Annotated in this window: 23 protein-coding genes; 12 read left to right on the plus strand and 11 right to left on the minus strand. The window is 70.5% G+C overall.

All coding sequences use genetic code 11. From position 1 onward, the window contains the following. From ACZ7L5_RS09740 to ACZ7L5_RS09750, 3 genes are all read right to left on the minus strand, one after another. Entirely contained in the window at nucleotides 1-981 is a 981-nt protein-coding gene (locus ACZ7L5_RS09740; RefSeq protein ID WP_471515765.1) for a CopD family protein, read from the minus strand. 127 nt (nucleotides 982-1,108) lie between these two features. Further along, nucleotides 1,109-2,521, minus strand: coding sequence for a CoA transferase (locus tag ACZ7L5_RS09745; RefSeq protein ID WP_471515767.1), 1,413 nt, complete (start codon nucleotides 2,519-2,521; stop codon nucleotides 1,109-1,111). Nucleotides 2,522-2,567: 46 nt separating this feature from the next. Then, nucleotides 2,568-4,094 (minus strand): S8 family peptidase, encoded by a 1,527-nt coding sequence (locus ACZ7L5_RS09750; protein WP_467483896.1) that lies wholly within the window; start codon nucleotides 4,092-4,094, stop codon nucleotides 2,568-2,570. Between the two features lie 386 nt (nucleotides 4,095-4,480). Here ACZ7L5_RS09750 and ACZ7L5_RS09755 point away from each other — a divergent pair, with 386 nt between their 5' ends. The 3 genes from ACZ7L5_RS09755 (at nucleotide 4,481) to moaA (ending at nucleotide 7,602) form a co-directional block, all read left to right on the plus strand. Beyond that, entirely contained in the window at nucleotides 4,481-4,837 is a 357-nt protein-coding gene (locus tag ACZ7L5_RS09755) for a DUF485 domain-containing protein (protein WP_328882545.1), read from the plus strand. Continuing rightward, nucleotides 4,834-6,453: a solute symporter family protein gene (locus ACZ7L5_RS09760; RefSeq protein ID WP_471515769.1), complete on the plus strand. Its 1,620-nt coding sequence runs from the start codon at nucleotides 4,834-4,836 to the stop codon at nucleotides 6,451-6,453. Before ACZ7L5_RS09755 ends, ACZ7L5_RS09760 begins: the two co-directional genes overlap by 4 nt. 159 nt (nucleotides 6,454-6,612) lie before the next feature. Next, complete coding sequence (gene moaA, locus ACZ7L5_RS09765; RefSeq protein ID WP_328884521.1) at nucleotides 6,613-7,602, plus strand: GTP 3',8-cyclase MoaA; 990 nt, start codon at nucleotides 6,613-6,615, stop codon at nucleotides 7,600-7,602. Here the strand turns inward: moaA and ACZ7L5_RS09770 are convergent. Both ACZ7L5_RS09770 and ACZ7L5_RS09775 read right to left on the minus strand, forming a co-directional pair. After that, nucleotides 7,585-7,812 carry a hypothetical protein gene (locus tag ACZ7L5_RS09770; RefSeq protein WP_328428660.1) on the minus strand — a complete coding sequence of 76 codons (228 nt, stop codon included), beginning with the start codon at nucleotides 7,810-7,812 and terminating at the stop codon, nucleotides 7,585-7,587. The genes moaA and ACZ7L5_RS09770 overlap by 18 nt on opposite strands. A 213-nt stretch (nucleotides 7,813-8,025) precedes the next feature. Then, nucleotides 8,026-8,424, minus strand: coding sequence for a DUF3099 domain-containing protein (locus ACZ7L5_RS09775; protein ID WP_471515771.1), 399 nt, complete (start codon nucleotides 8,422-8,424; stop codon nucleotides 8,026-8,028). Nucleotides 8,425-8,671: 247 nt separating this feature from the next. Between ACZ7L5_RS09775 and ACZ7L5_RS09780 the strand changes: the two genes are divergently transcribed. Further along, nucleotides 8,672-8,956: a GlsB/YeaQ/YmgE family stress response membrane protein gene (locus tag ACZ7L5_RS09780; RefSeq protein WP_471515773.1), complete on the plus strand. Its 285-nt coding sequence runs from the start codon at nucleotides 8,672-8,674 to the stop codon at nucleotides 8,954-8,956. Between the two features lie 80 nt (nucleotides 8,957-9,036). Here the strand turns inward: ACZ7L5_RS09780 and tyrS are convergent, their stop codons facing one another. From tyrS to ACZ7L5_RS09795, 3 genes are read right to left on the minus strand one after another with little or no spacing between them, the layout of a single operon-like run. Beyond that, nucleotides 9,037-10,305 carry a tyrosine--tRNA ligase gene (gene tyrS / locus ACZ7L5_RS09785; protein ID WP_362378644.1) on the minus strand — a complete coding sequence of 423 codons (1,269 nt, stop codon included), beginning with the start codon at nucleotides 10,303-10,305 and terminating at the stop codon, nucleotides 9,037-9,039. Between the two features lie 55 nt (nucleotides 10,306-10,360). Continuing rightward, nucleotides 10,361-11,755 (minus strand): metallopeptidase TldD-related protein, encoded by a 1,395-nt coding sequence (locus tag ACZ7L5_RS09790; RefSeq protein ID WP_365062307.1) that lies wholly within the window; start codon nucleotides 11,753-11,755, stop codon nucleotides 10,361-10,363. Next, on the minus strand, nucleotides 11,752-13,275 hold the full coding sequence (locus ACZ7L5_RS09795; RefSeq protein ID WP_471515775.1) for a TldD/PmbA family protein: 1,524 nt from the start codon (nucleotides 13,273-13,275) through the stop codon (nucleotides 11,752-11,754). Before ACZ7L5_RS09795 ends, ACZ7L5_RS09790 begins: the two co-directional genes overlap by 4 nt. Nucleotides 13,276-13,515: 240 nt before the next feature. Here ACZ7L5_RS09795 and fabG point away from each other — a divergent pair, with 240 nt between their 5' ends. From fabG to ACZ7L5_RS09810, 3 genes are all read left to right on the plus strand, one after another. Beyond that, a complete protein-coding gene (gene fabG / locus ACZ7L5_RS09800) occupies nucleotides 13,516-14,220 on the plus strand; it encodes a 3-oxoacyl-[acyl-carrier-protein] reductase (protein WP_471515777.1) in 705 nt (234 codons plus the stop codon). A gap of 5 nt (nucleotides 14,221-14,225) precedes the next feature. Continuing rightward, nucleotides 14,226-15,002, plus strand: a complete 777-nt coding sequence (gene fabI, locus ACZ7L5_RS09805) for an enoyl-ACP reductase FabI (protein ID WP_365062310.1) — start codon at nucleotides 14,226-14,228, stop codon at nucleotides 15,000-15,002. A gap of 163 nt (nucleotides 15,003-15,165) precedes the next feature. Beyond that, nucleotides 15,166-15,528, plus strand: coding sequence for a hypothetical protein (locus ACZ7L5_RS09810; RefSeq protein WP_363034162.1), 363 nt, complete (start codon nucleotides 15,166-15,168; stop codon nucleotides 15,526-15,528). Here the strand turns inward: ACZ7L5_RS09810 and ACZ7L5_RS09815 are convergent. Beyond that, a complete protein-coding gene (locus tag ACZ7L5_RS09815) occupies nucleotides 15,506-16,198 on the minus strand; it encodes a FadR/GntR family transcriptional regulator (protein ID WP_328882555.1) in 693 nt (230 codons plus the stop codon). The two genes, ACZ7L5_RS09810 and ACZ7L5_RS09815, sit on opposite strands and share 23 nt — an antisense overlap. 70 nt (nucleotides 16,199-16,268) lie before the next feature. On the opposite strand from ACZ7L5_RS09815, the gene ACZ7L5_RS09820 reads away from it, so the two are divergent. The 4 genes from ACZ7L5_RS09820 (at nucleotide 16,269) to ACZ7L5_RS09835 (ending at nucleotide 18,719) form a co-directional block, all read left to right on the plus strand. Further along, nucleotides 16,269-17,567, plus strand: coding sequence for a CynX/NimT family MFS transporter (locus ACZ7L5_RS09820; RefSeq protein WP_471515779.1), 1,299 nt, complete (start codon nucleotides 16,269-16,271; stop codon nucleotides 17,565-17,567). A gap of 49 nt (nucleotides 17,568-17,616) precedes the next feature. Continuing rightward, on the plus strand, nucleotides 17,617-17,733 hold the full coding sequence (locus tag ACZ7L5_RS09825; protein WP_467483885.1) for an SGM_5486 family transporter-associated protein: 117 nt from the start codon (nucleotides 17,617-17,619) through the stop codon (nucleotides 17,731-17,733). Nucleotides 17,734-17,928: 195 nt separating this feature from the next. Further along, a complete protein-coding gene (locus ACZ7L5_RS09830; RefSeq protein WP_328882558.1) occupies nucleotides 17,929-18,135 on the plus strand; it encodes a hypothetical protein in 207 nt (68 codons plus the stop codon). Between the two features lie 65 nt (nucleotides 18,136-18,200). Next, complete coding sequence (locus ACZ7L5_RS09835) at nucleotides 18,201-18,719, plus strand: SixA phosphatase family protein (protein ID WP_471515781.1); 519 nt, start codon at nucleotides 18,201-18,203, stop codon at nucleotides 18,717-18,719. Nucleotides 18,720-18,800: 81 nt separating this feature from the next. Here the strand turns inward: ACZ7L5_RS09835 and serB are convergent, their stop codons facing one another. Further along, nucleotides 18,801-20,012: a phosphoserine phosphatase SerB gene (serB, locus tag ACZ7L5_RS09840; protein WP_362378657.1), complete on the minus strand. Its 1,212-nt coding sequence runs from the start codon at nucleotides 20,010-20,012 to the stop codon at nucleotides 18,801-18,803. Nucleotides 20,013-20,285: 273 nt separating this feature from the next. Beyond that, nucleotides 20,286-22,247 (minus strand): streptophobe family protein, encoded by a 1,962-nt coding sequence (locus tag ACZ7L5_RS09845; RefSeq protein ID WP_471515783.1) that lies wholly within the window; start codon nucleotides 22,245-22,247, stop codon nucleotides 20,286-20,288. Nucleotides 22,248-22,488: 241 nt separating this feature from the next. On the opposite strand from ACZ7L5_RS09845, the gene ACZ7L5_RS09850 reads away from it, so the two are divergent. Further along, on the plus strand, nucleotides 22,489-25,032 hold the full coding sequence (locus ACZ7L5_RS09850) for an ABC transporter ATP-binding protein/permease (RefSeq protein WP_471515785.1): 2,544 nt from the start codon (nucleotides 22,489-22,491) through the stop codon (nucleotides 25,030-25,032). The last annotated feature ends 12 nt before the right edge of the window (nucleotides 25,033-25,044 follow it).

The raw sequence follows: 25,044 nt of genomic DNA on the forward strand, positions 1-25,044 counted from the left end.
TCACCAGCGGATCGGCACCGGCAGCGCCGTCAGCAGCCCCGACACGGTGACCACCGCCCCGAGGGCGACGACCTCCGCCCGCGCGGGCGAGCAGGCGGCCAGCGGGTCGGCCGCGTGGCGCAGCCGGATCCGCGCCCACAGGGCGAGCGCGACCACGGCCACCATCAGGATCACCTTGGCCAGCAGGACACGCCCGTACGCCGTCTCGGTCAGCTGCTGCAGGACCGTGTCCGGCGGCATCCGACGCAGCGAACTCCACACCCCCGTGGCCGTGATGGCGGCGAGCAGGACGGCCGCCACGCGCGCGTAGAGGCCCAGCAGGGCGGCCCCCGCCTCCCTGACGCTCCATGCGCGCAGGGTCCGCAGGGCGTACAGCAGCCCGCCGACCCAGAGCGTCGCGCACGTCAGGTGCACCAGCGTCAGCCCCGAGCCCAGCAAAGGGCCGTGCTCGGTGGTGGGGTGCGCGCGCAGCGCCTCGGCGACCACGACCGCGGCCAGTGGCCAGAGCTGGGTGGCCGGCCGGCGTGAGAGGGCGCACAGCCCGGCGAGGGCGAAGGCGTTGACCTCCAGCAGCGCGAGCTTGCCGTCGCGCGTCGCGTAGAGGCCGCCGACGTCGAGGTCGGCCGGACTGCTCGGCACGAGGTTGCCGGTGGACACGACCGACGCGAGGGCGAGTGCGGCGACGAAACCGGCCGCCGCCGCGTAGGGCGCCCAACTGCGGGGCATGGTCGGCGGAGCGCCGGGCACGGACCGGGCCAGCCGGTTCACGAACAGCTCGCCCACCGGGACGCACAGCGCAGCGAACAGCACCGTGCGGAGCAGTCCGATCCCACCGGTGCCGGGCGCGGCGGCCTCCCCGGTGCCGTGCAGCGCGGCCGACGGCCCGAGCAGGGGGATCAGCGCCGCCAGCGCGACCAGGACGAGAACGGCCACGGCCCGGCTGACGCCGGGGCGGGGTCTTGGAGTGCTCCCGTCGATCATGCCGGGGGAAGGTCTTGTCAACGTCACCTCAAGATCTTCACAAAAATCACATAGTCGGGCAAGCACCAGAAAACAAGTGGTGGTGCGGCATTCCGTACGGGGGTACGGCGCCGGTGCCCTCCGGCGCTCAGGGCCACCGCGCCAAATCCGCGCCCCAAGCCCCCGGCGGCCGCGCCCAGTCGACGGGACCGCCCGCGAACGACACCGGCGTCCGGGCGTACCGCAGCCGCCCGAGCGTGCTGTCCCGCTCGGTGAGCCAGGCGTCGGGAGCGTCGTACGCCTCCGACTCCTCCGATGCCGAGGCCTCCTCCGGGCCCGGCCGGATCCCGGTCGTCAGCCACTTCGCCGTACGCGCCAACGACAGCCGTACGCAACGGCCGTACCCCTGGTCCAACTGCTCGGTCAGAGCCCGCAGCACGGCAGCCGCCAGCAGGTATCCCGTCCCGTGGTCGAGGGCCTGCGCCGGCAGCGCACCGGGCCGCCCGGCCGATCCGTCGGCCATGCCTCCCTCGGTCGCGGCGATACCGGTGGCGACCTGTACGAGGCTGTCGAACCCGCGCCGCCCGCCCCACGGCCCGTACGCGCCCCAGGCCGACACCTCCGCGACGATCAGCCCGGGCCACCGCTCGGCCAGCGCCCGCGCGGACAGTCCGAACCGGTCCAGGGCGCCCGGCCGGTAGCCGGTGACGACGACGTCCGCCGACGCGAGCAGTTCCTCGAACGCGCGCCGGTCCGTCGTCAGGTCCAGCGTCGCCGAGCGCTTTCCGAAGCCCGTGTCGGCGTGCTGGTCGGGCAGTTCGGGCAGCCGGGGCGGGTCCACGCGCAGGACGTCGGCGCCGAGCAGCGCGAGCGTGCGGGTGGCGACCGGTCCTGCGATGACCCGCGTCAGGTCCAGTACGCGCACTCCGGTGGCGGGCAGCAGCGCAGAGCCGTCGAGCGGCGAGAGCGCACGCGCGCGTGCCGTGTCCGACCGCTCGTGCTCGACCAGTGGCCGCCGCGCCACCGCGACCGCCTGCTCGTGCGCCGCCCACTCCTCGGGCGTGCGCAGCGCCACGGCCAGCCCGCCGGCCGCGTACACGGCTTCCTCCACCTCGCGCGCAAAACGCTCGGCGAGCACCGCCCCGACGGCGTCCGGATCCTCCTCCGGCACGCCCAGCGCGGTCAGCAGCCGGGCCCGGTGATGCGGAAAGTTCGCATGCGTGCGCACCCAGCCGTCCGACGTGCGCCAGAACCGCGACAGCGGGGCGAAGTTGACCGGCGCGCGCCCGTCCACCAGCAGATGCCGTTCGCTCACGAACGCGGTGGCGATCGCCCCGTCGTCCAGCCGCACCCCGGGCACCTCGGCGAGCCCGGCCCGCCGCGCCCCCAACTCGGCGGCGGCCAGCGCGCACGCTCCCACGCACGCGCGCGCCAGTTCCTGTACGGGAAGGCGCGCACGCAACGCGCCTTCCCGCACCACGGTCGACACCCGCGCAAGAAGAGCGGGATCGCCGCCCACCGCGGACCAGGCAGAACTGATCGGAGTGCTGATCGGAGTCATGACTGCACTATGCAGTATTTGACTCAGTCAACGGAGTCGGTTTCGACTAGTCGACGGCGTCCAGCGCGTTGACGATGCCGAACCCGTAGAAGCCGTTGAACCGCTTGCCGCCCTCGCACACCGCGTCCTGCTTGCCGTCGCCGTCCTGGTCGTACGACTCCGGGCAGCCCGGGTTGTCCGCCTGGGCCTTGAGGAGCGCGTGCAACTGGGCGCCGTTCGCGTGCGGGTACCGGGACTTCAGCAGCGCGGCGACGCCCGCGGCGTGCGGGGAGGCCATCGACGTGCCCTGCAGGAAGCCGTATTTGCCGTCCGGGAGGGTGGCCAGGATGCGGCCGTTCTTCGACGGGGTGTCCGGGATCTGGTAGAGCCGGTCGCCGCCCGGCGCCGCGATGTCGATGACGCCGTAACCGTAGGTGGAGTAGTACGACTTGACGTTCTGCACGCCCGTCGCGCTGACCGTGACGATGCCCGGCAGCTGCGTCGGTACGTCGAAGCACTCGGACGGGTCGACGGTGCGCTCGGCCGGGGTCGAGTCGTCGGGGCTGCTGTCGTCGACGATCGCGTCGGAGGCGAGGTCGTGGTTGGAGTTGCCGGCCGACGCCAGGTTGAGCGTGCCCTTCCTCTGGGCGTACTGCTGGGCCCTGTTGACCGCGTCGACGATGGCCCGCTGGTCGGGATCGTCCATGCAGTTGTAGAGCCACGGGTCGACGTAGTAACTGTTGTTGGTGATCTCGACGCCGTGATCGGCAGCGAACACGAAGGCGCAGACGACGCTTTCGGGGTAGTAGAGGCCGTTGACCGGGTCGCTCACCTGGATGGCGGAGACCTTGACCCCGGGGGCGACACCGGCGATGCCGATGCCGTTGCGGGGCGCGGCGATCTCGCCCGCCACATGGGTGCCGTGCGCGTCGGTGGTGGTGTACGGCCGCCACGCGCCGGGGCTGGTGTCCGCCTTGCCGCCCGCGCAGTTCGCGGACTGGCTCGCGGAGAAGTTCGGCGCGAGGTCGGGGTGGGTGTCGTCGACGCCGTTGTCGATCACGGCGACGGTCACCCTGCGGCTGCCGGGGTTGATCTTCGCCGCCCGGTCGGCGCCGATGGCGCGCAGGTTCCACTGGTCGGCCTCGAGGGGCTCCTCGGCGCCCGCCGCGGCGCTCTGCGTCCGCGCCGCCTGCTGCTCCGTCATGAGCTGGGCGGGGCCCTCGTCCGTGGTCCCGGCGGCGGTCAGGGGGGCCGTGCGCGAGGCACCTGCCGACTGGACGCCCCGGACCTTGCGCATCGCCTTGGCGAAGTCGGGGTTCGCCGAGTGGACGACGATCACGCCGATCTTCTCGTACGCGATCACGACCGTTCCGCCGGCCGTGGCGATCGCCTTCTTCACCGACTCGATCGTGCGGCGGTCCTGGCGGGTGTTGACGACGTAGGCCAGAGCGGGCGCGTCCGTGACCTGCGCGACGGGCTGCGCGGGAGGTGCGGCTGCCGATGCCGCCGTCGGCAGGAAGCCGAGCGAGGCCGTCAGCGACAGGGCGAGCGGGACGGCGAGGCCGAGTCGGCGTCTGGACCGCAGATGAGCCATGGGTTCTCCACATCATCCGGAACGAGACCGCCCGAGACACCGGTTGGCGCTCAGGCAGGTACATGACGAGTGGTGCAGAGGCGAAGCTATCCCCGAACCCGCTGGCCAGCAATCCGACCGATCGACTTCGGAAAGAAGTGCGGGGAGTTGAACCGGTCCTTGCGTGGCGCCGTGACCTTGGACAGGAGGCGCGAGCACGATCGAGCCCCCTGTTGGATCACGCGCCGGGGCCCTAACATCGCCAGCCGGTTCAAGTGATCCGCGTCACTGCGAGGAACAGAGCCGTCATGCCCGTACCCGATCCGTCCCCCACCCCTGATCCGTCCCCCATCCCCGAACCGTCCCCGTCCACCGTCGCAACAGCGCCCGCAACGCGAGGAGACTCCGTGGCCACCGACGCACCGCCCCCCTCGAAAGAGCAACACAAACTCCCTTCCACCGAGGAGTTCGTCGAGGTGCACGAGAGCGCGGAGTTCGTTGAACTGCGCCGCTCCTACCGCTCCTTCGCCTTTCCGCTGACCGTCGCCTTCATCGCCTGGTACCTGCTGTACGTCCTGCTCTCCAACTACGCGGGCGACTTCATGGGCACCAAGCTGTTCGGCAACATCAACGTCGCGTTCGTCTTCGGTATCGCCCAGTTCGTGACCACGTTCCTCATTGCCTGGTGGTACTCGCGCCACGCCGGCGCCAAGCTCGACCCCAAGGCCGAGGCCATCAAGACCCGTATGGAGGGCGGCGCATGAGCCCCGCTATGACCCTTGCCGCGAACGAGGCCAGCGAGCACCGGTCGCTGATCATCACCCTCTTCGCCTGCTTCGTGGTGGCGACCCTGTTCATCACCGTCTGGGCCGGCCGCCAGACCAAGGACGCCGCCGACTTCTACGCCGGCGGACGGTCGTTCAGCGCCTTCCAGAACGGCCTCGCCGTCTCCGGCGACTACATGTCCGCCGCGTCCTTCCTCGGCATCGCCGGCGCCATCGCCCTCTTCGGCTACGACGGCTTCCTGTACTCCATCGGCTTCCTGGTCGCCTGGCTGGTCGCCCTGCTCCTGGTGGCCGAGCCGCTCAGGAACTCCGGCCGCTACACGATGGGTGACGTCCTCGCGTACCGCATGCGCCAGCGCCCGGTGCGCACGGCGGCCGGCACCTCCACGATCGTCGTGTCGATCTTCTACCTCCTGGCCCAGATGGCGGGCGCCGGTGTCCTGGTCTCGCTGCTGCTCGGCATCACCTCCGACGCGGGCAAGATCCTCATCGTCGGCCTCGTCGGCGTCCTGATGATCGTGTACGTCTCCATCGGCGGCATGAAGGGCACCACCTGGGTCCAGATGGTCAAGGCCGTGCTGCTCATCGGCGGCACGATCCTCATTACGTTCCTGGTGCTGCTGAAGTTCAACTTCAACATCTCCGACCTGCTCGGCAAGGCAGCCGAGAACAGCGGCAAGGGCGCCGCCTTCCTGGAGCCCGGCCTGCAGTACGGCGCCACCGGCACCTCGAAGCTGGACTTCATCTCCCTCGGCATCGCCCTGGTCCTCGGCACCGCCGGTCTGCCGCACATCCTGATCCGCTTCTACACGGTTCCCAACGCCAAGGCCGCCCGGAAGTCCGTGAACTGGGCGATCGGCATCATCGGCGGCTTCTACCTGATGACCATCGCCCTCGGCTTCGGCGCCGCGGCGCTGATCTCCCAGGAAGAGATCATCGCGTCCAACCCGGCAGGGAACACGGCGGCACCGCTGCTCGCCCTGCATCTGGGCGGCGTGGACTCGGCGTGGGGCGCGATCCTGCTCGCCACCATCTCGGCGGTGGCCTTCGCGACGATCCTCGCGGTCGTCGCCGGCCTGACGCTGGCCTCGTCCTCGTCGTTCGCCCACGACATCTACGCGAACGTCATCAGGAAGGGCCAGGCCACCGAGAAGGAGGAGGTCCGGGCGGCCCGCCTCGCGACCATCGGCATCGGCGCCGTCTCCATCCTCCTCGGCGCCCTCGCCCGCGATCTCAACGTCGCCGGCCTGGTCGCCCTGGCCTTCGCGGTCGCGGCCTCCGCAAACCTGCCGACGATCCTCTACAGCCTGTTCTGGAAGAAGTTCACCACCCAGGGCGCGCTGTGGTCGATCTACGGCGGTCTGATCGTCGCCGTCGGCCTGGTGCTGTTCTCGCCGGTCGTCTCCGGCGACCCGAAGGCGATGTTCCCGGACGTCGACTTCGCCTGGTTCCCGCTGAAGAACCCGGGCATCATCTCCATCCCGTTCGGCTTCCTCATGGGCTGGCTCGGCACGGTCCTGTCGAAGGAGGAGCCCGACGCCGGCAAGTACGCGGAGCTGGAGGTCCGGTCCCTGACCGGCACCGGCGCCCACTAGCAACCCCCTGAGAGCACCTTCGGAGCGGTCGCGTCGTAGATCCCTACGACGCGACCGCGTCGTACGTCGTGGGATCGGGCCGGTGTCGCTGTCGGTGCGGTCACGTAGGCTCGCAGGTGTAGGAAGTTGAATCTGGTCGTGACGAGGGAGGGGGCCCACGTGCTCATCGACACCTACGGCCGAGTGGCCACCGACCTGAGGGTTTCGCTGACGGACCGCTGCAACCTGCGGTGCACCTACTGCATGCCCGAGGAGGGCCTGCAGTGGCTGGCCAAGCCCGACCTGCTCACGGACGACGAGATCGTCCGCCTGATCGACATCGCCGTCACCTCCCTCGGCATCGAGGAAGTCCGCTTCACCGGCGGCGAGCCCCTGCTGCGCCCCGGACTGGTCGGCATAGTCGAGCGCGTCGCGGCCCTGGAGCCCCGCCCCCAGATGTCGCTGACCACCAACGGCATCGGCCTCAAGCGCACCGCCGCCGCCCTGAAGACCGCAGGCCTGGACCGGGTCAACGTCTCGCTGGACACGCTCCGCCCGGACGTCTTCAAGACCCTGACCCGCCGCGACCGCCACAAGGACGTCATCGAGGGCCTGTACGCCGCCCGCGAGGAGGGCCTGACCCCGGTCAAGGTCAACTCGGTGCTGATGCCGGGCCTGAACGGCGACGAGGCCCCCGACCTGCTGGCCTGGGCCGTGGAGCACGACTACGAACTGCGCTTCATCGAGCAGATGCCCCTGGACGCCCAGCACGGCTGGAAGCGCGACGGCATGATCACCGCCGGGGACATCCTGACGTCACTGCGCACCCGCTTCGAGCTGACCCCCGAGGGCGAGGCGAAGCGCGGCTCGGCCCCGGCGGAGCGGTGGCTCGTCGACGGTGGCCCGCATGTGGTGGGCGTCATCGCTTCCGTCACCCGCCCGTTCTGCTCGGCCTGCGACCGCACCCGCCTGACGGCCGACGGTCAGGTCCGCACATGCCTGTTCGCCACGGAGGAGACGGACCTGCGAGCAGCGCTGCGCTCCGACGCCCCCGATGAGGAGATAGCGCGCATCTGGCGGCTGGCGATGTGGGGCAAGAAGGCAGGAGCGGGCCTGGACGACCCGTCGTTCGTGCAGCCGGACCGTCCGATGTCAGCCATCGGTGGCTGAGGGGACCTCTTCCCACTCCGCGAGCAGGACCACGTCCTTCAAGAACCCCCGCACCCCGAGGAACTGCGACAGATGCTCGCGGTGCTCCTCACAGGCGAGCCACGTCTTGCGCCGCTCCGGCGTGTGGATCTTCGGGTTGTTCCACGCCAGCACCCACACGGCGTCGGCACGGCACCCCTTGGCGGAGCAGATCGGCGTCTCGTCACTCACAGATTCGTCCCACAGATTCGCGCACAAAAGGCGACGCCGAGCAGCCACGGGGGGAGCTGCCCGGCGTCGGTCTGTCGCTCCGACGGGGGATGCGGAGCGCCTACGAAGTATGTCACGGGTAACCCGTCGCCCGGCACCGGAACAACACTATTGATCTGAGCTTTTCCTGAGCTTGGCTTGGAGTCGGCTTCCGGAGGGAAGGGGTCCGCGGGATCACGCCCCGTCGCGCGGTTTGCTCTGTGCGCCCGGCGCGGAGTCGCCCACCACATCTTCCGGGACCGATTCCGCGAAACCGTCATCCGTCCGCGGCGGCGTGATCATCGGCCGCATCGGTGCGGCCACGAACGTGGACGGCAGACCTGGCGCATTCTCCCGCCCCGCGTTGGCGATCACCACCGCGATGTACGGCAGAACCGCCCCGAGCACCAACGCCACGATCGCGACGTGCCGTTCGACGTTCCACAGTGAGGCCGCGAGGATCACCGACACCGTGCGGACCGACATCGAGATGATGTACCGGCGCTGCCGGGCGCGCACATCGTCCTGGAGACCCGCCCGGGCCCCGGTGATCCGGAACACCTCGGTGTGGCCGCTCGCGCGCAGCTTCCGCATCACATTCCACCATCCGCCCGCATCGGACTCTCCCCGCGCCCGTACCCGTCCGCCCCCGGTCGGGGACCCCGGGCCGGGACATCTCCCACGTTACGCCTCGCCTCCGCCGCCTACGAGACCGGGGCACCTGTCACCTGGAGGAACGCCGCCAGCCGTAACGCGTACGGCGGTACCCGGCATGCGGCGTACCAGGGCCGGACCCAAGACTGGGCGTACTGCTCACCCCGAGCCGTACGAGGAGGCAGCCATGGGCTGGTTGTGGGCGATCATCGTGGGATTCGTGCTGGGTCTGATCGCGAAGCTGCTGATCCCGGGCAAACAGCACAGCCCGCTCTGGCTGACCACGATCTTCGGCATCCTCGGGGCCATCGTCGGCAACTCCGTCGCCCGGGCGTTCGGCGTCGAGTCGACCCGCGGCATCGACTGGAGCCGGCACGTCTTCCAGATCGTCGCCGCGGTGATCATCGTGTACCTGGGCGACATGCTGTACATGGCGACGCTGGGCAAGCGGAAGCAGCAGGACCGAGCGTGATCATGACGATGCGGGCGTGATCATGGCGATGGGGCGACCTCCCTTCCAGGAGGCCGCCCCATCGCTTTGGGGACGTCCGCTCAGACCCCGGTGACCTCGACCGCCGCCAGGTTCTTCTTCCCGCGCCGCAGCACCAGCCACCGCCCGTGCAGCAGGTCCTCCTTCGCGGGCACCGCGTCCTCGCCGGCGACCTTGACGTTGTTCACGTAGGCCCCGCCCTCCTTCACGGTGCGCCGCGCGGCGGACTTGCTGGCCACCAGGCCGACCTCGGCGAAGAGGTCGACGACCGGGCCGAGCTGTTCGACCTGGATGTGCGGCACCTCGGAGAGGGCCGCGGCCAGCGTCCGGTCGTCCAGCTCCGCCAGCTCGCCCTGGCCGAAGAGGGCCTTGGACGCGGCGATCACGGCGGCCGTCTGGTCGGCGCCGTGTACCAGCGTCGTCAGCTCCTCGGCCAGCGCACGCTGCGCGGCACGGGCCTGCGGACGCTCCTCGGTCTGCTTCTCCAGCTCCTCCAGCTCCGCACGGGACTTGAAGGACAGGATGCGCATGTAGGTGGAGATGTCCCGGTCATCCGCGTTCAGCCAGAACTGGTAGAAGGCGTACGGAGTCGTCATCTCCGGGTCGAGCCAGATGGCGCCGCCCTCGGTCTTGCCGAACTTGGTGCCGTCCGCCTTGGTCATCAGCGGCGTCGCCAGAGCGTGCACATTCGCGTGCGGCTCCAGCCTGTGGATCAGGTCCAGGCCGGCCGTGAGGTTGCCCCACTGGTCGCTGCCGCCCTGCTGGAGCGTGCAGCCGTGCCGCCGGTACAGCTCCAGGAAGTCCATGCCCTGGAGCAGCTGGTAGCTGAACTCCGTGTAGCTGATGCCCTCCTCGGACTGCAGCCGACGGGCCACCGAGTCCTTGGTCAGCATCTTGTTGACGCGGAAGTGCTTGCCGATGTCCCGCAGGAACTCGATGGCGGACAGCCCGGCCGTCCAGTCCAGGTTGTTGACCATCACCGCGGCGTTGTCGCCCTCGAAGGACAGGAACGGCTCGATCTGGCCGCGCAGGCGGTTCACCCAGTTCGCGACCGTCTCCGGGTCGTTCAGCGTGCGCTCGGCCGTCGGGCGCGGGTCGCCGATCTGGCCCGTGGCGCCGCCGACCAGCGCCAGCGGGCGCAGGCCTGCCTGCTGGAGGCGGCGCATGGTGAGCACCTGGACCAGGTGGCCGACGTGCAGGCTGGCCGCGGTCGGGTCGAAACCGCAATAGAACGTGACGGGACCGTCCGCGAGCGCCTTGCGCAATGCGTCCTCGTCAGTGGACAGGGCGATCACGCCACGCCACTTCAGCTCGTCGACGATGTCCGTCACGGTTCTCGTGTCTCCTCGATGATCTCGGGCAGTCGGGTGACAGCCGACTACGAGGTTATACGCCCTGACTGACAGAGCTCATGTTGAAATCGGGGACGCGCAGTGCCGGCATCGCCGCCCTGGTGAACCAGTCACTCCACTCCCGGGGCAGGGTCTTCTCCGTACGCCCCGCCTCCGTCACCCGCCCCAGCAGACCCACCGGGGACTCGTTGAACCGGAAGTTGTTCACCTCGCCGGTCACCTCACCGTTCTCGACGAGGTACACCCCGTCCCGGGTCAGGCCGGTGAGCAGCAGCGTCGCCGGGTCGACCTCGCGGATGTACCAGAGGCAGGTCAGCAGCAGCCCGCGCTCGGTGTTCGCGACCATCTCCTCGAGCGAGCGGTCCTCGCCGCCGTCCAGGATCAGGTTCTCGATGCCCGGCGCCACCGGCAGACCGGTCAGCCCCGCGCTGTGCCGGCTGGTGGTGAGGTGCTTCAGCCTGCCCTCGCTCATCCACTCGGTGGCGGCGAGCGGCAGCCCGTTGTCGAAGACCGACTGGTCGCCCCCGGAGGAGTGCGCGATCAGGAAGGGCGCGGACTCCAGGCCCGGCTCGTTCGGGTCGCTGCGCAGCGTCAGCGGCAGCTCGCTCAGCTGCTCGCCGACACGCGTCTTGCCGCCGGGCTTGGAGAACACCGTCCGGCCCTCGACCGCGTCCCGCCCCGAAGCCGACCACATCTGGTAGATCAGCAGGTCGGCCACGGCGGTCGGCGGCAGCAGCGTCTCGTACCGGCCCGCCGGCAGCTCCAGGCGCCGCTCGGCCCAGCCGAGGCGTACGGCCAGCTCGGCGTCCAGTGCGGTGGGGTCCACGTCCTTGAAGTCCCGCGTGGAGCGCCCCGCCCACGCCGAGCGGGTACGGTCCGGGGACTTGGCGTTCACCTCCAGCGTGCCGTTGGGCTGATCGTGCCGCAGCCGCAGCCCGGTGGACGTGCCCACGTACGTCGACACCAACTCGTGGTTGGCGAAGCCGTATAGCTCCCGGCCGCCCGCACGCGCGCGTGCGAACGCCTCACCCAGCGCCGGGGCGAAGTCGGCGAACACCGTCGACGACGTCTCGGCCGGGGCGTCCGTGAAGTCCGGCGCCGCCGGTACGTCGCTCACCAGCGGCTGCGCGTCCTCGGAGGGCCCGGCCCCGCGCGCGGCGGCCTCGGCGGCCCGCACCAGCGGCTCCAGCTCGTCCACGGTCACGGCCGACCGGGACACGACACCGGAGGCCGTGCCCTCCTTGCCGTCCACGGTCGCGACGACGGTGAGCGTCCGCCCGCGCGTGACGCCGTTCGTCGTCAGCGCATTGCCGGCCCAGCGCAGGTTGGCGGTCGACTGCTCGTCGGCGATGACGACGCACCCGTCGGCCCGGGACAGCTCCAGGGCCCGCTCGACGATCTCGTGCGGCTTGTTGGTACGGGCGCTCATCGACCGGCCTCCTGCGTGGTGTTCAGAATGTTGACGCCCTTGAAGAGGGCCGAGGGGCAGCCGTGCGAGACCGCCGCGACCTGACCCGGCTGTGCCTTGCCGCAGTTGAAGGCGCCGCCCAGGACGTACGTCTGCGGGCCGCCCACCGCGGCCATCGAGCCCCAGAAGTCCGTGGTCGTCGCCTGGTAGGCCACGTCCCGCAGCTGGCCGGTGATCCGCCCGTTCTCGATCCTGAAGAACCGCTGCCCGGTGAACTGGAAGTTGTAGCGCTGCATGTCGATCGACCAGGACCGGTCGCCGACCACGTAGATGCCCCGGTCGACGCCGCCGATGAGATCCTCCGTCGACATCCCGGCCGGATCCGGTTGCAGCGACACATTGGCCATGCGCTGCACCGGCACATGGCCGGGGGAGTCGGCGAACGCGCACCCGTTGGACCGCTCGAACCCGGTCAGCTTCGCGATCCGCCGGTCCAGCTGGTAGCCGACGAGCGTGCCGTTCCGCACCAGGTCCCAGGACTGGCCCTCGACGCCCTCGTCGTCGTATCCGATGGTCGCGAGGCCGTGCTCGGCGGTGCGGTCACCGGTGACGTTCATCAGGTCGGAGCCGTACCGGAGCTTGCCGAGCTGGTCGAAGGTGGCGAAGGAGGTGCCGGCGTAGGCGGCCTCGTAGCCGAGGGCGCGGTCCAGTTCGGTGGCGTGGCCGATGGACTCGTGGATGGTCAGCCACAGGTTGGAGGGGTCGACGACGAGGTCGTACGGCCCCGGCTCGACGCTCGGCGCCCGCATCTTCTCGGCGAGCAGCTCGGGGATCCGCGCGAGCTCGTCGTCCCAGTCCCAGCCGGTGCCCGTCAGGTACTCCCAGCCGCGTCCCACGGGTGGCGCGATGGTGCGCATGGAGTCGAACTCGCCGGTCGACTCGTCCACCGACACGGCCGTCAGCTGCGGGTGCAGCCGGACCCGCTGCTGGGTGGTCACGGTCCCGGCGGTGTCCGCGTAGAACTTGTTCTCGTGGACGGTCAGCAGCGAGGCGTCGACGTGATTGACCCCGTCCGCCGCCAGCAGCCGCGCGCTCCAGTCCGCGAGCAGCCCCGACTTCTCCTCGTCGGGCACCGTGAACGGATCGATCTCGTACGACGAGACCCACGTCCGGTCGGTGTGCACGGGCTCGTCGGCGAGCTCCACACGCTCGTCCGACCCGGCGGCCTTGATCACCTGGGCGGACAGCTTCGCCATCGCCACCGCCTGCGAGGCCACCTTGGCGGCGGCGTCCAGCGTCAGATCCACCCCGGACGCGAACCCCCAGGTGCCGCCGTGCACGACCCGCACCGCGTACCCGAGGTCGGTGGTGTCCGACGACCCGGCGAGCTTGGCGTCCCGCAGCCGCCAGGACGCGCTGCGCACCCGCTCGAACCGGAAGTCCGCGTGCTCGGCGCCCAGCGCACGCGCGCGTGCCAGCGCGGCGTCGGCCAGGGCGCGTAGCGGAAGCGCCGTGAAGGCTTCATCGATCGTATGGGGCACGGAGGTCTCCCTGCTGTCGTGGCCTGTCGGCACCGATCATGTCGCGCGGCCGGGGCCACGGACCACACGTTTCCGGCTGGACTGCGCAAGTTTCTGTAGGGACCCGACAGTGACACCCGTAAGCCACTGTCGGTGCCCGAATGTCGCCCGGCGCGACCGGCCCGATAGGTTTTCGGGGAAGCCGCCTGCCATCCAGTGTTCGGGCGGGTGTGTTCAGACCCCAATCGAAAGGGTGATCCGTTGAGCCGCTCGGTTCTCGTCACCGGAGGCAACCGGGGCATCGGCCTCGCCATCGCCCGCGCTTTCGCCGATGCCGGCGACAAGGTCGCGATCACGTACCGCTCGGGAGAGCCGCCGGCCGGCTTCCTGGCCGTCAAGTGCGACATCACCGACACCGAGCAGGTGGAGCAGGCCTACAAGGAGATCGAGGCCGAGCACGGCCCGGTCGAGGTTCTGATCGCCAACGCCGGCATCACCAAGGACCAGCTCCTGATGCGGATGTCCGAGGAGGACTTCACCTCGGTCGTCGACACCAACCTCACGGGTACCTTCCGCGTGGTCAGGCGTGCCAACCGCGGCATGCTGCGCGCCAAGAAGGGCCGCGTGGTGCTCATCTCGTCGGTCGTCGGGCTGTACGGCGGTCCCGGTCAGGCCAACTACGCCGCCTCCAAGGCCGGCCTGGTCGGCTTCGCGCGCTCCCTCGCCCGTGAGCTGGGCTCGCGCAACATCACCTTCAACGTCGTCGCGCCCGGTTTCGTCGACACCGACATGACCAAGGTCCTCACCGAGGAGCAGCGTGCGAACATCGTGACGCAGGTCCCGCTCGGCCGGTACGCGCAGCCGGACGAGATCGCCGCCGCGGTGCGGTTCCTCGCGTCGGACGACGCCTCGTACATCACTGGAGCCGTCATTCCCGTTGACGGCGGACTGGGAATGGGTCACTGATCACCATGGCTGGAATCCTTGAGGGCAAGAAGATCCTCATCACCGGTGTGCTGATGGAGTCCTCCATCGCCTTCCACACCGCGAAGCTGGCCCAGGAGCAGGGCGCGGAGATCATCCTCACCGCGTGGCCGCGGCCGACGCTCACCGAGCGCATCGCCAAGAAGCTCCCCCAGCCGGAGAAGGTCAAGGTCCTGGAGCTCGACGTCTCCAACGACGAGCACCTCGCCCGTCTGGAGAGCCAGGTGCGTGAGCACCTGGGCGACAAGCTCGACGGCGTCGTGCACTCCATCGGCTTCGCGCCCCAGGACGCGCTCGGCGGCAACTTCCTGAACACGCCGTTCGAGTCCGTGGCCACGGCCATGCACGTCTCCGCCTTCTCCCTGAAGTCGCTGACCATGGCGCTGCTGCCGCTGATGACCGAGGGCGGATCCGTCGTCGGCCTCACCTTCGACGCGCAGTTCGCCTGGCCGCAGTACGACTGGATGGGCCCGGCCAAGGCCGCCCTGGAGGCCACGAACCGCTACATGGCGCGTGACCTCGGCAAGCACGCCATCCGCTGCAACCTGATCTCGGCCGGTCCGATCGGCTCCATGGCCGCGAAGTCCATCCCCGGCTTCGCAGAGCTGGCGTCCGTCTGGGACAGCCGCTCCCCGCTGGAGTGGAAGCTGGAGGACCCGGAGCCGGCCGGCAAGGGCGTCGTCGCCCTGCTGAGCGACTGGTTCCCGAAGACCACCGGCGAGATCGTCCACGTGGACGGCGGTCTGCACGCCATCGGCGCCTGATCTCCCGTACGCCGTCGACGCCCCGTTCTCCCGCCGCGCGCGGGGGAGCGGGGCGTCACCCGTTCGGCTCATCCGGCGAGGCGGGGGAGGCCTGCGACAGCGCAGTCTGGAGTACGCGTTCATCACGCGAGCCCCTCCCCCGTACGGCCGAGGAGGTCCCGTTGTGCGCTTGTCCCGCCGCCTGGCCTCGACGACCGTTGCCGTCGCCCTCGTAGTGCCTCTTTCGTACGAGGCGATGGCCCACGCGCACGCACGCGTGCACGCCGCGAGAGCGGAAGCGGAGCCCTGGGAGCCGTTCGGCTCCGCGTGCCGGATCAACGTCACCGGCTCCCATGTGACCGCGTACTGCCACAACCCCTATCCGGAAACCGACCGCGTGAGCCTGCACGTGGAGTGCGACCGCTGGTGGGACATCGACAGCGACGGCTCTCCGGTGGACGCCGAACCCGCGCAGACCGTGCGGCTGACCGGACGCTGCTGGAAAGAGGTCGGCTCGGCGTGGGTCAGCCACCGGCAGGAGCGCTGAAGCGCCCCGGACGGCAGTGGAACGGATAGCCCGCCGCCTCCGACGCGGCCGCCGACGCGTCGCCCGCGCGGATCGCGTCCACCAGCCGCGCGTGGTCCAGGTACGACTCCGGCGTCAGCTCCGCGCCGACGTCGTCGCGCAGCCAGTCCCGCAGGACCTCGCCCAGGTCCGCGTACATCGCGATCATCGCGACGTTGTGGGACGCCGCGACGACGGCCAGGTGGAAGGTCGCGTCGGCCGCCACGAACGCCTCCGTGTCGCCCGACTCCCAGGCCTCCTCACGGCGCAGCAGGAGCGCGTCCAACTGCTTGAGGTCCTTCTCGGTGCGCCGCTCGGCGGCCAGTTGCGCGGCGCCCGACTCCAGCGTGGAGCGCAGCTCGGCGATGTGCCGGGGGTCGGCGTCGGCGAAGCGGCGGTGCATCACGCCTGCCAGCTCGCTGGTCGCCACCACGTAGGTGCCGGAGCCCTGGCGGATGTCCAGCAGGCCGTTGTGCGCGAGCGCGCGGACCGCCTCACGGACCGTGTTGCGGGCCACACCGAGCTGTTCGACCAGCTCGGGCTCGGTCGGGATGCGGGTGCCGACCGGCCATTCGCCCGAGGTGATCTGGTTCCGCAGCGCGGCGATGACCTGCTCGGACAGCGCCGAACGACGGGGGTTGCTCAGGGGCATGGCACACCTTCGCACGGTAGGGCCGGGGCCGGGCGGCCCAGGGGTGGACAACCAATCATCCCATGATTCTATGATGGGCCGCATGGCACGTGAGGAAAACCGGACGGCGACGTCCACGCGAATACGCACCCCGCAGGCACCCACCACGACGGAGCCCGCCACGCGCGCGTGGACCGGCACGTGGACGGTGCGGCTCGTCGTGCTCGGCATCGTGCTGACCGCGCTGAACCTGCGCCCCGCCATCACCAGCCTCGGCGCCCTCCTCGAAGAGGTCCGCGACGGGCTCGGCATGAGCGGCAGCGTGGCCGGACTGCTCACCTCCGTGCCCCCGCTCTGCTTCGCCGTCTTCGGCGTCATGGCACCCCGGCTCGCCCGCCGCTTCGGCCCCGGCGCGGTGGTGTGCGCGGGCATGGTCGCCATCACCGCCGGACTGCTCCTGCGCCCGTACGTGGGCAGCACGGGCGGCTTCCTGGCCGCCAGCGCCGTCGCCCTCATGGGCATCGCCGTCAGCAACGTCCTGATGCCGGTCATCGTCAAGCGCTGGTTCCCGGACCGAGTCGGCTCCATGACCGGCCTGTACTCGATGGCCCTCGCCCTCGGCACCGCCTCCGCCGCGGCGGTGACGGTGCCCATGACCGAGGCGCTGGGCGGAAGTTGGCAGACCGGGCTCGCGGTGTGGGCGATTCTCCCGGCCGTGGCCGTCCTGCCGTGGATTCCCTTCGTACGGGACCGGAAAGCAACGTCCGCCGCGCCGGAGAACCACGCGCGTGTGGCCGCACCCCAGCTGCGGATCACCCGGAGCCGCACCGCCTGGGCCCTCGCCGTCTACTTCGGGCTCCAGGCCACCGGCGCCTACATCACGATGGGCTGGATGGCGCAGATCTTCCGGGACGCCGGCGTGCCCGCCGGCACGGCGGGGCTGCTGCTCGCCCTCACGATGGTGATGGGCGTGCCGCTCGCCTTCGTCATCCCGCGCCTCGCCACCAGGCTGCCCCACCAGGGGCCGATCGTGCTGGCGCTGGGCGCCTGCGGCCTCGTCGGGTACGCCGGCCTGTACCTCGCGCCGGTCGCCGGCGCCTGGGTCTGGGCGCTGCTGCTCGGCGTCTCCAACTGCTCGTTCCCGCTGGCCCTCACCATGGTCGGCATGCGGGCCAGGAGCAGTGCGGGAGTGGCCCAGCTGTCGGGCTTCGCGCAGAGCACCGGCTATCTGATCTCGATCCCCGGCCCGCTCCTGGTCGGCGTGCTCTACCAGCACAGCGGCGGCTGGGGGCTCCCGATCGCGCTCATGGCCGGCCTCATGATCCCGCAGATGGCGGTCGGGATCCTGGCGGGACGCAACCGCACGGTCGAGGACGAGGCGGCCCGCTGAGCGTCACCCCGGCGGACCCGCCGCGGCCCGGGGGTGCGAAACTTGCCCTATGCCAGTGCTCGACCCGAACCCCCGCAACGGCCAGAAGAAGCTGCTGCTCGTCTTCGGCACGTTCTTCGCCATCTTCGCCGTCATCGCCGTCATCGCGACGATCGCCTCGCCCTGACGCACGCCCCGTCACGGTGGTCCCTCGATGCACAGTGGGCCGGCGACGGTGGGGCTAGCACCCCCATCCCCTAGGGGGTGAGTGTCAGGGTCAACTGGGTGGATCACCGGATGGGTTGAGAGTCGCGGAGTCCGTAACTTCGAAGTGTGACCGCGAGAGCCGGTCACGGACCACTCGAAGACTCACGGAGGCGACATGTCGGCCCGCACGCACACCCCGCCCCACCCGGTGTCCACGGGTCGTGCCGACATCCGGCTGCCCTGGTGGGCCCTCGCCCTGCCGACGCTCGCCTTCATCACGCTGCTGATGCTGATCCTCGACCCGTCCGACGCGCACGCCGCGACCGCCGAGCCCGCGATCAGCCAGCTCTTCGAGCGCATAGCGCAGCTGATCACGCGCTGAGCACCGCCGAAGCCGCCCGTCAACTCCCTGCGCCCCGTGGCCTGTTTCATGCGAAGCTGGATCTCATGAGCGTCGCAGAATCCCGCAGGATTGTCCTCTTCCGGCATGCGAAAGCCGACTGGCCACAGGTGAACGACCACGATCGGCCGCTCGCCGACCGGGGCCGAATGGACGCGGCAGAGGCCGGCCGCAGGCTGGCCGACACCGACATCCCCTTCGACCTGGCCCTGTGCTCCACCGCGACCCGGACCCGGGAGACCTGGAAGCTCGCCGTCCATGAGTTCCCGCACCGGCCGAAAACCGTCTACGAAGAGCGGGTGTACGAGGCTTCGCCCGGCGAACTGATTGCTGTGCTCAACGAAACACCCGACGACGCGCAGAACGTCCTGCTGATCGGCCACAACCCGGGCGTGCAGGGCCTCGCCGAGATCCTCTCCGGTTCGGCCGAGGCCGATCCGCGCGACCGGATGAGCCGCCGCGGCTTCCCGACCGCCGCCTTCGCCGTCCTGTCCTTCAGCGGCAGCTGGAAGACGCTGGAGCCCGGCGTGGCCACGCTGCTCGACTACTGGGCACCCTCCGAGTGACGGACCCACGCACAGGGGCCCGGCACCGTCGTGGCGCCGGGCCCGTGCGCACCCAGGGCATCGGATGCGGGGTGCCGGTCGTCAGACCTCGTCGTCGTGCATGTCCGCGGCCTCGACCTCTTCGCGGGTGACGCCCAGCAGATACAGGACCGTGTCCAGGAAGGGCACGTTCACCGCGGTGTGCGCCGCCTCCCGCACCACCGGCTTGGCATTGAAGGCGACGCCCAGGCCGGCCGCGTTCAGCATGTCCAGGTCGTTGGCACCGTCTCCGATCGCCACCGTCTGGGACAGCGGCACCCCGGCCTCGGCGGCGAACCGGCGCAGCAGCCGCGCCTTGCCCGCCCGGTCCACGATCTCGCCGGTGACCCGGCCGGTCAGCTGCCCGTCGACGATCTCCAGCGTGTTCGCCTGGGCGAAGTCGAGCCCGAGCCGTTCCTTCAAGTCGTCGGTGACCTGCGTGAACCCACCCGAGACGACCCCCACTTGATAGCCGAGCCGCTTCAGCGTACGGATCAGCGTGCGCGCGCCCGGCGTCAGCCGCACCTCGGTGCGCACCTTCTCCACCACCGAGGCGTCCAGCCCCTTCAGCAGGGCCACGCGCGCGTGCAGCGACTGCTCGAAGTCCAGCTCCCCGCGCATCGCGGCCGCCGTCACCTCGGCCACCTTGTCCTCGCAGCCGGCGTGCGCCGCGAAGAGCTCGATCACCTCGTCCTGGATGAGGGTCGAGTCCACGTCCATGACGACGAGACGCTGCGCGCGCCGGTGCAGACCCGCCGCGACGACCGCGATGTCGACACCCAGTGCCGCCGCGTGGGTCACCAGGGCGGTGCGCAGCGGCTCGGTCTCCACGCCGGACACCGCGAACTCCACCGCCGTCACGGGGTACTTGGCCAGCCGGAAGATACGGTCGATGTTGCCGCCCGACCTGGTGATCCGGGAGGCGATCGAGGCCGCCGCCTCCGCGGTCAGCGGGTGCCCGAGCACGGTCACCAAGGAGCGCCCGAGGCCACGCGGCCGGTTGTCGCCCAGGCCGGAGATGATCTCCGCCTGCATCTTCATCGAATCGGCCCAGCTGTGGACCGTCGCCCTCAGATCCCCCTCCAACCCGGCCGGAGGCTGCGTCACGAGCGCGCACAGCGTGATCCGGCCACGGGTGACGACCTGCTCGATGTCGACCACGTCGACGGAGTAGGCGGCCAGCGTGTCGAAGAGTCCGGCCGTGATTCCCGGCCTGTCCTTCCCGAAGATCTTGACGAGAAGGGTGGGGATGTCAGAGGTCTGCGAAGCGCTCATGGTGCTTCCACCGTATCCGGCACCCAGTGCCTGCCGCCCCTGAGGTCCGTCTAGCGGACACGGAACACTGGGTGTCGACCGGGTGGCGCGAGCCTTACGTTACGGCCACGGACGCGCCGCCGGCTGTGCATCACAACGGCGGCACCTGTGGGTGGGTCCGCGACTCAGGGGCGCGGAGAGCTGCGCGACCGGCCGCAGCGGCCCCGCAGTCACCGACAGGCAGCCGTCCCCGAGCTCTCTCGGATCAGCCCGAGACATGCCCCAGCGCGCGGCTCACGGGCGTCCCTTCGGCTTCCGCGGTGGCAGGGCAGGAGGCGGCGGTGGCGGAGGTGGCGGCCCGTCGGCCCCTCCGGACGACGACCCGTCCCCACGCCGCCGCGGAGGCCGGGGCGACCTCGGCGGCGGCGCAATCGGCCGTACGACCGTGGGCGCCCCGTACACATCGTCGTCACCGGCGGACGGCGACTCACCCATTGGCGGTTCGCCGACCGGCGGGTCACCAGGGCGCCGCACACCACCGCGCTCCCACCGCGCATCACGCCCCGGCGCGTCGTCGGCCGCCCGCGCGCCCCCGGGCGGTGGCTCCGCGCCGGGCGGCCGGGCGTCCTCCGGTTCGCGCAGCCGGTCCGGCACCCGCAGATACGGGTTCGTCCCCGGGTTGGGCGGCCGGTACGGCGTGCCGGGGGCGTACGGCCCGGACGGGCTTGCATCCGACGAAACCCCGGAGCCCTCGGCCGCCGAGCTCGCCGTACTCCACGGCGCGGCCACTCCGGTCCCGCCCGGCACCGCACCCACCACCGCCCCCCGAGCAAGCGGGGCCGCCCGCTGCCCCGCAGCCCCGGTCGCACGGGCCATGAGGGCCCCCATGGCGCCCGCCCCCGCCCCCCAAACCGCCCCCAGCAGCAGCGCCACACCGAGGTTCCCCTGCAACCGCACCCCGGCGCCGAACGCATCGAAGCCCAGCACCGACAGCGAGGCGTCCACGGACAGCTCCGTCAGCCATGCGAGCAACGGCAGCGTCAACGCCGTGGCGACACCGAGCCGCAGCGCACACCGCCCGGCGAAGCGGAGGGCACCCGGATCCCGTACGTCCCCGGAACCCGGACTCTCCAGGGCCCCCGCCACGACCGGCGTCCGCACGGCCGTCAGCACCCCCGCGAGCAGCATCATCACCGCCGCCGCGACTCCCAGCAGCCACACCCGGCCGTCCAGCTCCGCCAGCCCGCTCAGCGTGACGGACTGGTCGGCGCCGCTGTTCAGAAGGTCGTCCAGAGGGTCCGGGAGCAGGCCCACCAACGGCCCCGTCGCCCGGCCGTCGAACGGCACGAGCAGGCCGATCGGAATGCCGAGCCACACACCGTTCGGGGCGCCCAGCAGGGCCGCGCCCGCGATCCGCTTGGGGTGGTCGTCGCCGATCGCCGCGTACGCCGCCGCCGCGAGCCCGGCCGCCACCGCCACCAGCAGCACCGTGACGAGAGCGGACACGGCGGGTCGTACGACGCGGTGCACGGCCTCCCAGCCGCGCGGCAGCGGGGTACGGCGCGAGGCGAGCAGGGCGATCAGCAGGATGCCGGCGGACCAGGCCATGCCGCCGAGCAGCGTCGGCGCCGTGTCCACCGTGAAGCCGACCGCCGCCTTCGCGTCGACGAGGTCACCGATCTGGTCGGGCAGCAGCCCGCCGATGTCCCCGATGTCCCCCACTCCGGGGATCCCGAGACGGCCCCCGCCACCGCCACCGCCCGGCAGGTCGTCGAGCCCCAGTGAGCTCCCGTCGATGGTGATGACGTCGTGCCCGGCCCAGGCCAGCCCGCCCAGCGTCGCCACGAACAGCGCGACCACCGCGCCCGCGCGCGCGAGGAGTTCGGACGGTGCGATCACAACTCCCGCGCCGCGCAAGGAGCGCAGGAAGAACCACGACAGCAGCACCGCGCCGACCAGGCTCACCCCGAGTGGCGCGATCTCGATGGCGGTCGACGCCTCCGCGCCCGTCAGCCCGAAAGCGGACACATCGCCGGACGGGGTGACAGAACCACCCGCCCCAAGGGCCACCACCGCCGCGGTCATGGGCCCCAGGGAGCCCGCGGCGTCGGCCTCCAGCAGATGCAGTCCGAGTGCCGCCGTGCCCGCCATCCCGATCAATGCCCAGCTCACGCAGGCGATCGCGGACAACAGGATGTCTCCCCACGGCAGCCGTGTGCCGTGCCTCGCGCTCTCGACGTTCGTGGACGCGCTCATGGCAGACCCCCCGATCCGCAGTGCGGCGACTGTTCGCCGCGCATGTCCCCCTCGCGTGGATTACCACTCTCCGGACTGATTTCAACCCCGTCAACGGAACCATTCGAAGCGCGGGGGCGTGGTCCTCACAAGGCCCGACTTTCGGTCAGGGGGCGGAGCCTGAAATAGTTCCCGACGATGTTCGACATCCCTAGACTCCCTGTGTTGGGGGTAACTCGGGGGACTACTCAGTGGGGCTGGAGTGCCGGAACTCGTACTGGAATTGAATGGAAGGACCTGGACGCTCGACCCGTCCAGGCCCTATACCCTCGGACGTGATCCGCAGGGTGACATCGTGCTCGACGACGCCAGAGTGTCCTGGCGGCACGCCACGATCAGCTGGAGCGGCCGCAGTTGGGTCATCGAGGACCACGGCAGCACCAACGGCACGTTCGTGCAGGGCCAGCGGATCCATCACCTGGAGATCGGCGGCGGCTCGGCCGTGTTCCTGGGCAACGCGACCGACGGACCATGCCTGAACCTCTCCGGCACCGCGGCCTCCGTCGCCTCGCCGCAGGCTCAGCCACAGCAGCAGCCGTACGCGGCGCAGGGCGCGAACCCCGGCTGGGCCCAGCCGGTCCCGCAGCAGCAGGCGCCGCAGCAGGTCCCCCAGCAGCAGGGGTCCCCGCAGGCCGGCTGGCAGCAGCCGCAGCAGGCCGCGGCGCATATCCCGCAGCAGCAGGGCCCCGGTGGTGGCGCGGGGGCGCCGCCGGTCTACGGCGACCGCAGCCCCACCACGTTCCATCAGTTCTCCATCGGCCGCGTCATGCGCATCGGCCGTGCCCTGGAGAACGAGCTGGTCGTCTCCGACCTCCAGGTCTCCCGGCACCACGCCGAGTTCCACTCGACGCCCGACGGCCGCATGGAGATCCGCGACCTCGGCTCCCACAACGGCACGTACGTCAACGGCCAGCCGATCGCCAAGGGCGGCTCGCAGCTGCTGGGCCCGGCGGACATCGTCGGTGTCGGTCACTCGACGTTCCGGATCGTCGGCGACCGCCTCGAGGAGTTCGTCGACACCGGTGAGGTCTCCTTCTCCGCCCGCCACCTGACCGTCACGGTCGACGGCGGCAAGCAGATCCTCAAGGACGTCTCCTTCGGCGTCCCGGAGAAGTCGCTCATCGCGGTCATCGGCCCGTCCGGCTCGGGCAAGTCGACCCTGCTCAAGGCGCTGACCGGCTACCGGCCCGCCAACCAGGGCGACGTCCTCTACGACAACCGGAACCTCTACAAGCAGTTCGCCGAGCTGCGTCAGCGCATCGGTCTGGTCCCGCAGGACGACATCCTGCACAAGGAGCTGACCGTCAAGAAGGCCCTCAAGTACGCGGCCAAGCTCCGTTTCCCGGCCGACACCACGGCGGCCGAGCGCAACGCCCGTATCGACGAGGTATTGCGCGAACTGAAGCTCGACATCCACAAGGACAAGAAGGTCACCTCTCTGTCCGGTGGCCAGCGCAAGCGCGTCTCGGTGGCCCTGGAACTGCTCACCAAGCCGTCACTGATCTTCCTGGACGAGCCCACGTCGGGCCTCGACCCGGGCATGGACCGCGACGTCATGCAGCTGCTGCGCGGCCTCGCCGACGACGGCCGTACGGTGCTCGTCGTCACGCACTCGGTGGCCGAGCTGGCACTGTGCGACAAGCTCCTGGTGATGGCGCCGGGCGGTGCGGTCGCCTACTTCGGTCCGCCGGAAGAGGCGCTGAACTTCTTCGGCTACGACACCTGGGCCGACGTCTTCTCCGCCTTCGAGAACTACCGCGACTACGACTGGGCGGGCCGCTGGAAGGGCTCGCAGCACTACCAGATGTACGCTGCGGACATCGACGCGATTGCTCCGCAGTCCGTACAGATGCCCCCCATGCAGGCGATGAGGCCGCCGAAGCCGCAGGGCTGGCTGTCGCAGTTCCTGACCCTGGTGCGCCGCTATGTCTCGGTCATCGCCTCCGACAAGGGCTTCCTGGCCCTGTCGATCATCCTGCCGCTCGTCCTCGGCTCGGTGAGCCTGCTCATCGACTCCGGCAAGGACCTCCTGGTCAACACGGAGATCAATCCGAACACCGGAAAGCCCGTCGCCAACGGCACGGCCCTCACCGTCCTGCTGATCCTCGCGGTGGGCGCCTGCTTCGCCGGCGCCGCCAACTCCGTCCGTGAGCTGATCAAGGAACGGGTCATCTACGAGCGGGAGCGCGCGACCGGCCTGTCGCGGTCCGCGTACCTGATGTCCAAGGTGTTCGTGCTCGGCCTGATCACCGTGCTGCAGGGCTTGATGGTCGGTGTCATCGGCTTCTCGAGCCGCACCATCCCGGACGAGGGCCTGATTCTCGGCAGCCAGATTCTGCTGGAGCTGTGTATTCCGATCATGGCACTGGGCTTCACCGCGATGATGTTCGGCCTGATCATCTCGGCCCTGGTGAAGACCGCCGAGAAGACCATGCCGCTGCTGGTCATGTTCGCGATCGTCCAGGTCGTCTTCACCGGCTGCCTGTTCCCGCTGGCCAACTCCATCGGTGTCAACGAGCTCTCGTACCTGATGCCGTCGCGCTGGGCGGTCGCCGCCGCCGGTGCCACGCTCGACTTCAACCAGATCAGCCCGCCCGCCAAGGGCGACAGCAACGACCCCCTGTGGGAGCACACGGTCGGCGCCTGGACCATGGACATGCTCGCCCTGATCGTCCTCGGCGTGATCTGCGGCATCTTCGTGGCCCGCTTCCTGCGCCGCCACGAGCCCGAGGTCATGCGTAAGTAGCCTTCCCGTACC

The sequence above is a fragment of the Streptomyces sp. NPDC107528 genome, from assembly GCF_055639295.1.

Bases quoted from the DNA above. Each gene is read 5' to 3' on its own strand.
- ACZ7L5_RS09740 (WP_471515765.1), bottom strand. From the start codon at position 981: ATGATCGACGGGAGCACTCCAAGACCCCGCCCCGGCGTCAGCCGGGCC.
- ACZ7L5_RS09745 (WP_471515767.1), bottom strand. From the start codon at position 2,521: ATGACTCCGATCAGCACTCCGATCAGTTCTGCCTGGTCCGCGGTGGGC.
- ACZ7L5_RS09750 (WP_467483896.1), bottom strand. From the start codon at position 4,094: ATGGCTCATCTGCGGTCCAGACGCCGACTCGGCCTCGCCGTCCCGCTC.
- ACZ7L5_RS09760 (WP_471515769.1), top strand. From the start codon at position 4,834: ATGAGCCCCGCTATGACCCTTGCCGCGAACGAGGCCAGCGAGCACCGG.
- ACZ7L5_RS09775 (WP_471515771.1), bottom strand. From the start codon at position 8,424: ATGCGGAAGCTGCGCGCGAGCGGCCACACCGAGGTGTTCCGGATCACC.
- ACZ7L5_RS09780 (WP_471515773.1), top strand. From the start codon at position 8,672: ATGGGCTGGTTGTGGGCGATCATCGTGGGATTCGTGCTGGGTCTGATC.
- ACZ7L5_RS09790 (WP_365062307.1), bottom strand. From the start codon at position 11,755: ATGAGCGCCCGTACCAACAAGCCGCACGAGATCGTCGAGCGGGCCCTG.
- fabI (WP_365062310.1), top strand. From the start codon at position 14,226: ATGGCTGGAATCCTTGAGGGCAAGAAGATCCTCATCACCGGTGTGCTG.
- ACZ7L5_RS09815 (WP_328882555.1), bottom strand. From the start codon at position 16,198: ATGCCCCTGAGCAACCCCCGTCGTTCGGCGCTGTCCGAGCAGGTCATC.
- ACZ7L5_RS09820 (WP_471515779.1), top strand. From the start codon at position 16,269: ATGATGGGCCGCATGGCACGTGAGGAAAACCGGACGGCGACGTCCACG.
- ACZ7L5_RS09825 (WP_467483885.1), top strand. From the start codon at position 17,617: ATGCCAGTGCTCGACCCGAACCCCCGCAACGGCCAGAAGAAGCTGCTG.
- ACZ7L5_RS09830 (WP_328882558.1), top strand. From the start codon at position 17,929: ATGTCGGCCCGCACGCACACCCCGCCCCACCCGGTGTCCACGGGTCGT.
- ACZ7L5_RS09835 (WP_471515781.1), top strand. From the start codon at position 18,201: ATGAGCGTCGCAGAATCCCGCAGGATTGTCCTCTTCCGGCATGCGAAA.
- serB (WP_362378657.1), bottom strand. From the start codon at position 20,012: ATGAGCGCTTCGCAGACCTCTGACATCCCCACCCTTCTCGTCAAGATC.
- ACZ7L5_RS09845 (WP_471515783.1), bottom strand. From the start codon at position 22,247: ATGAGCGCGTCCACGAACGTCGAGAGCGCGAGGCACGGCACACGGCTG.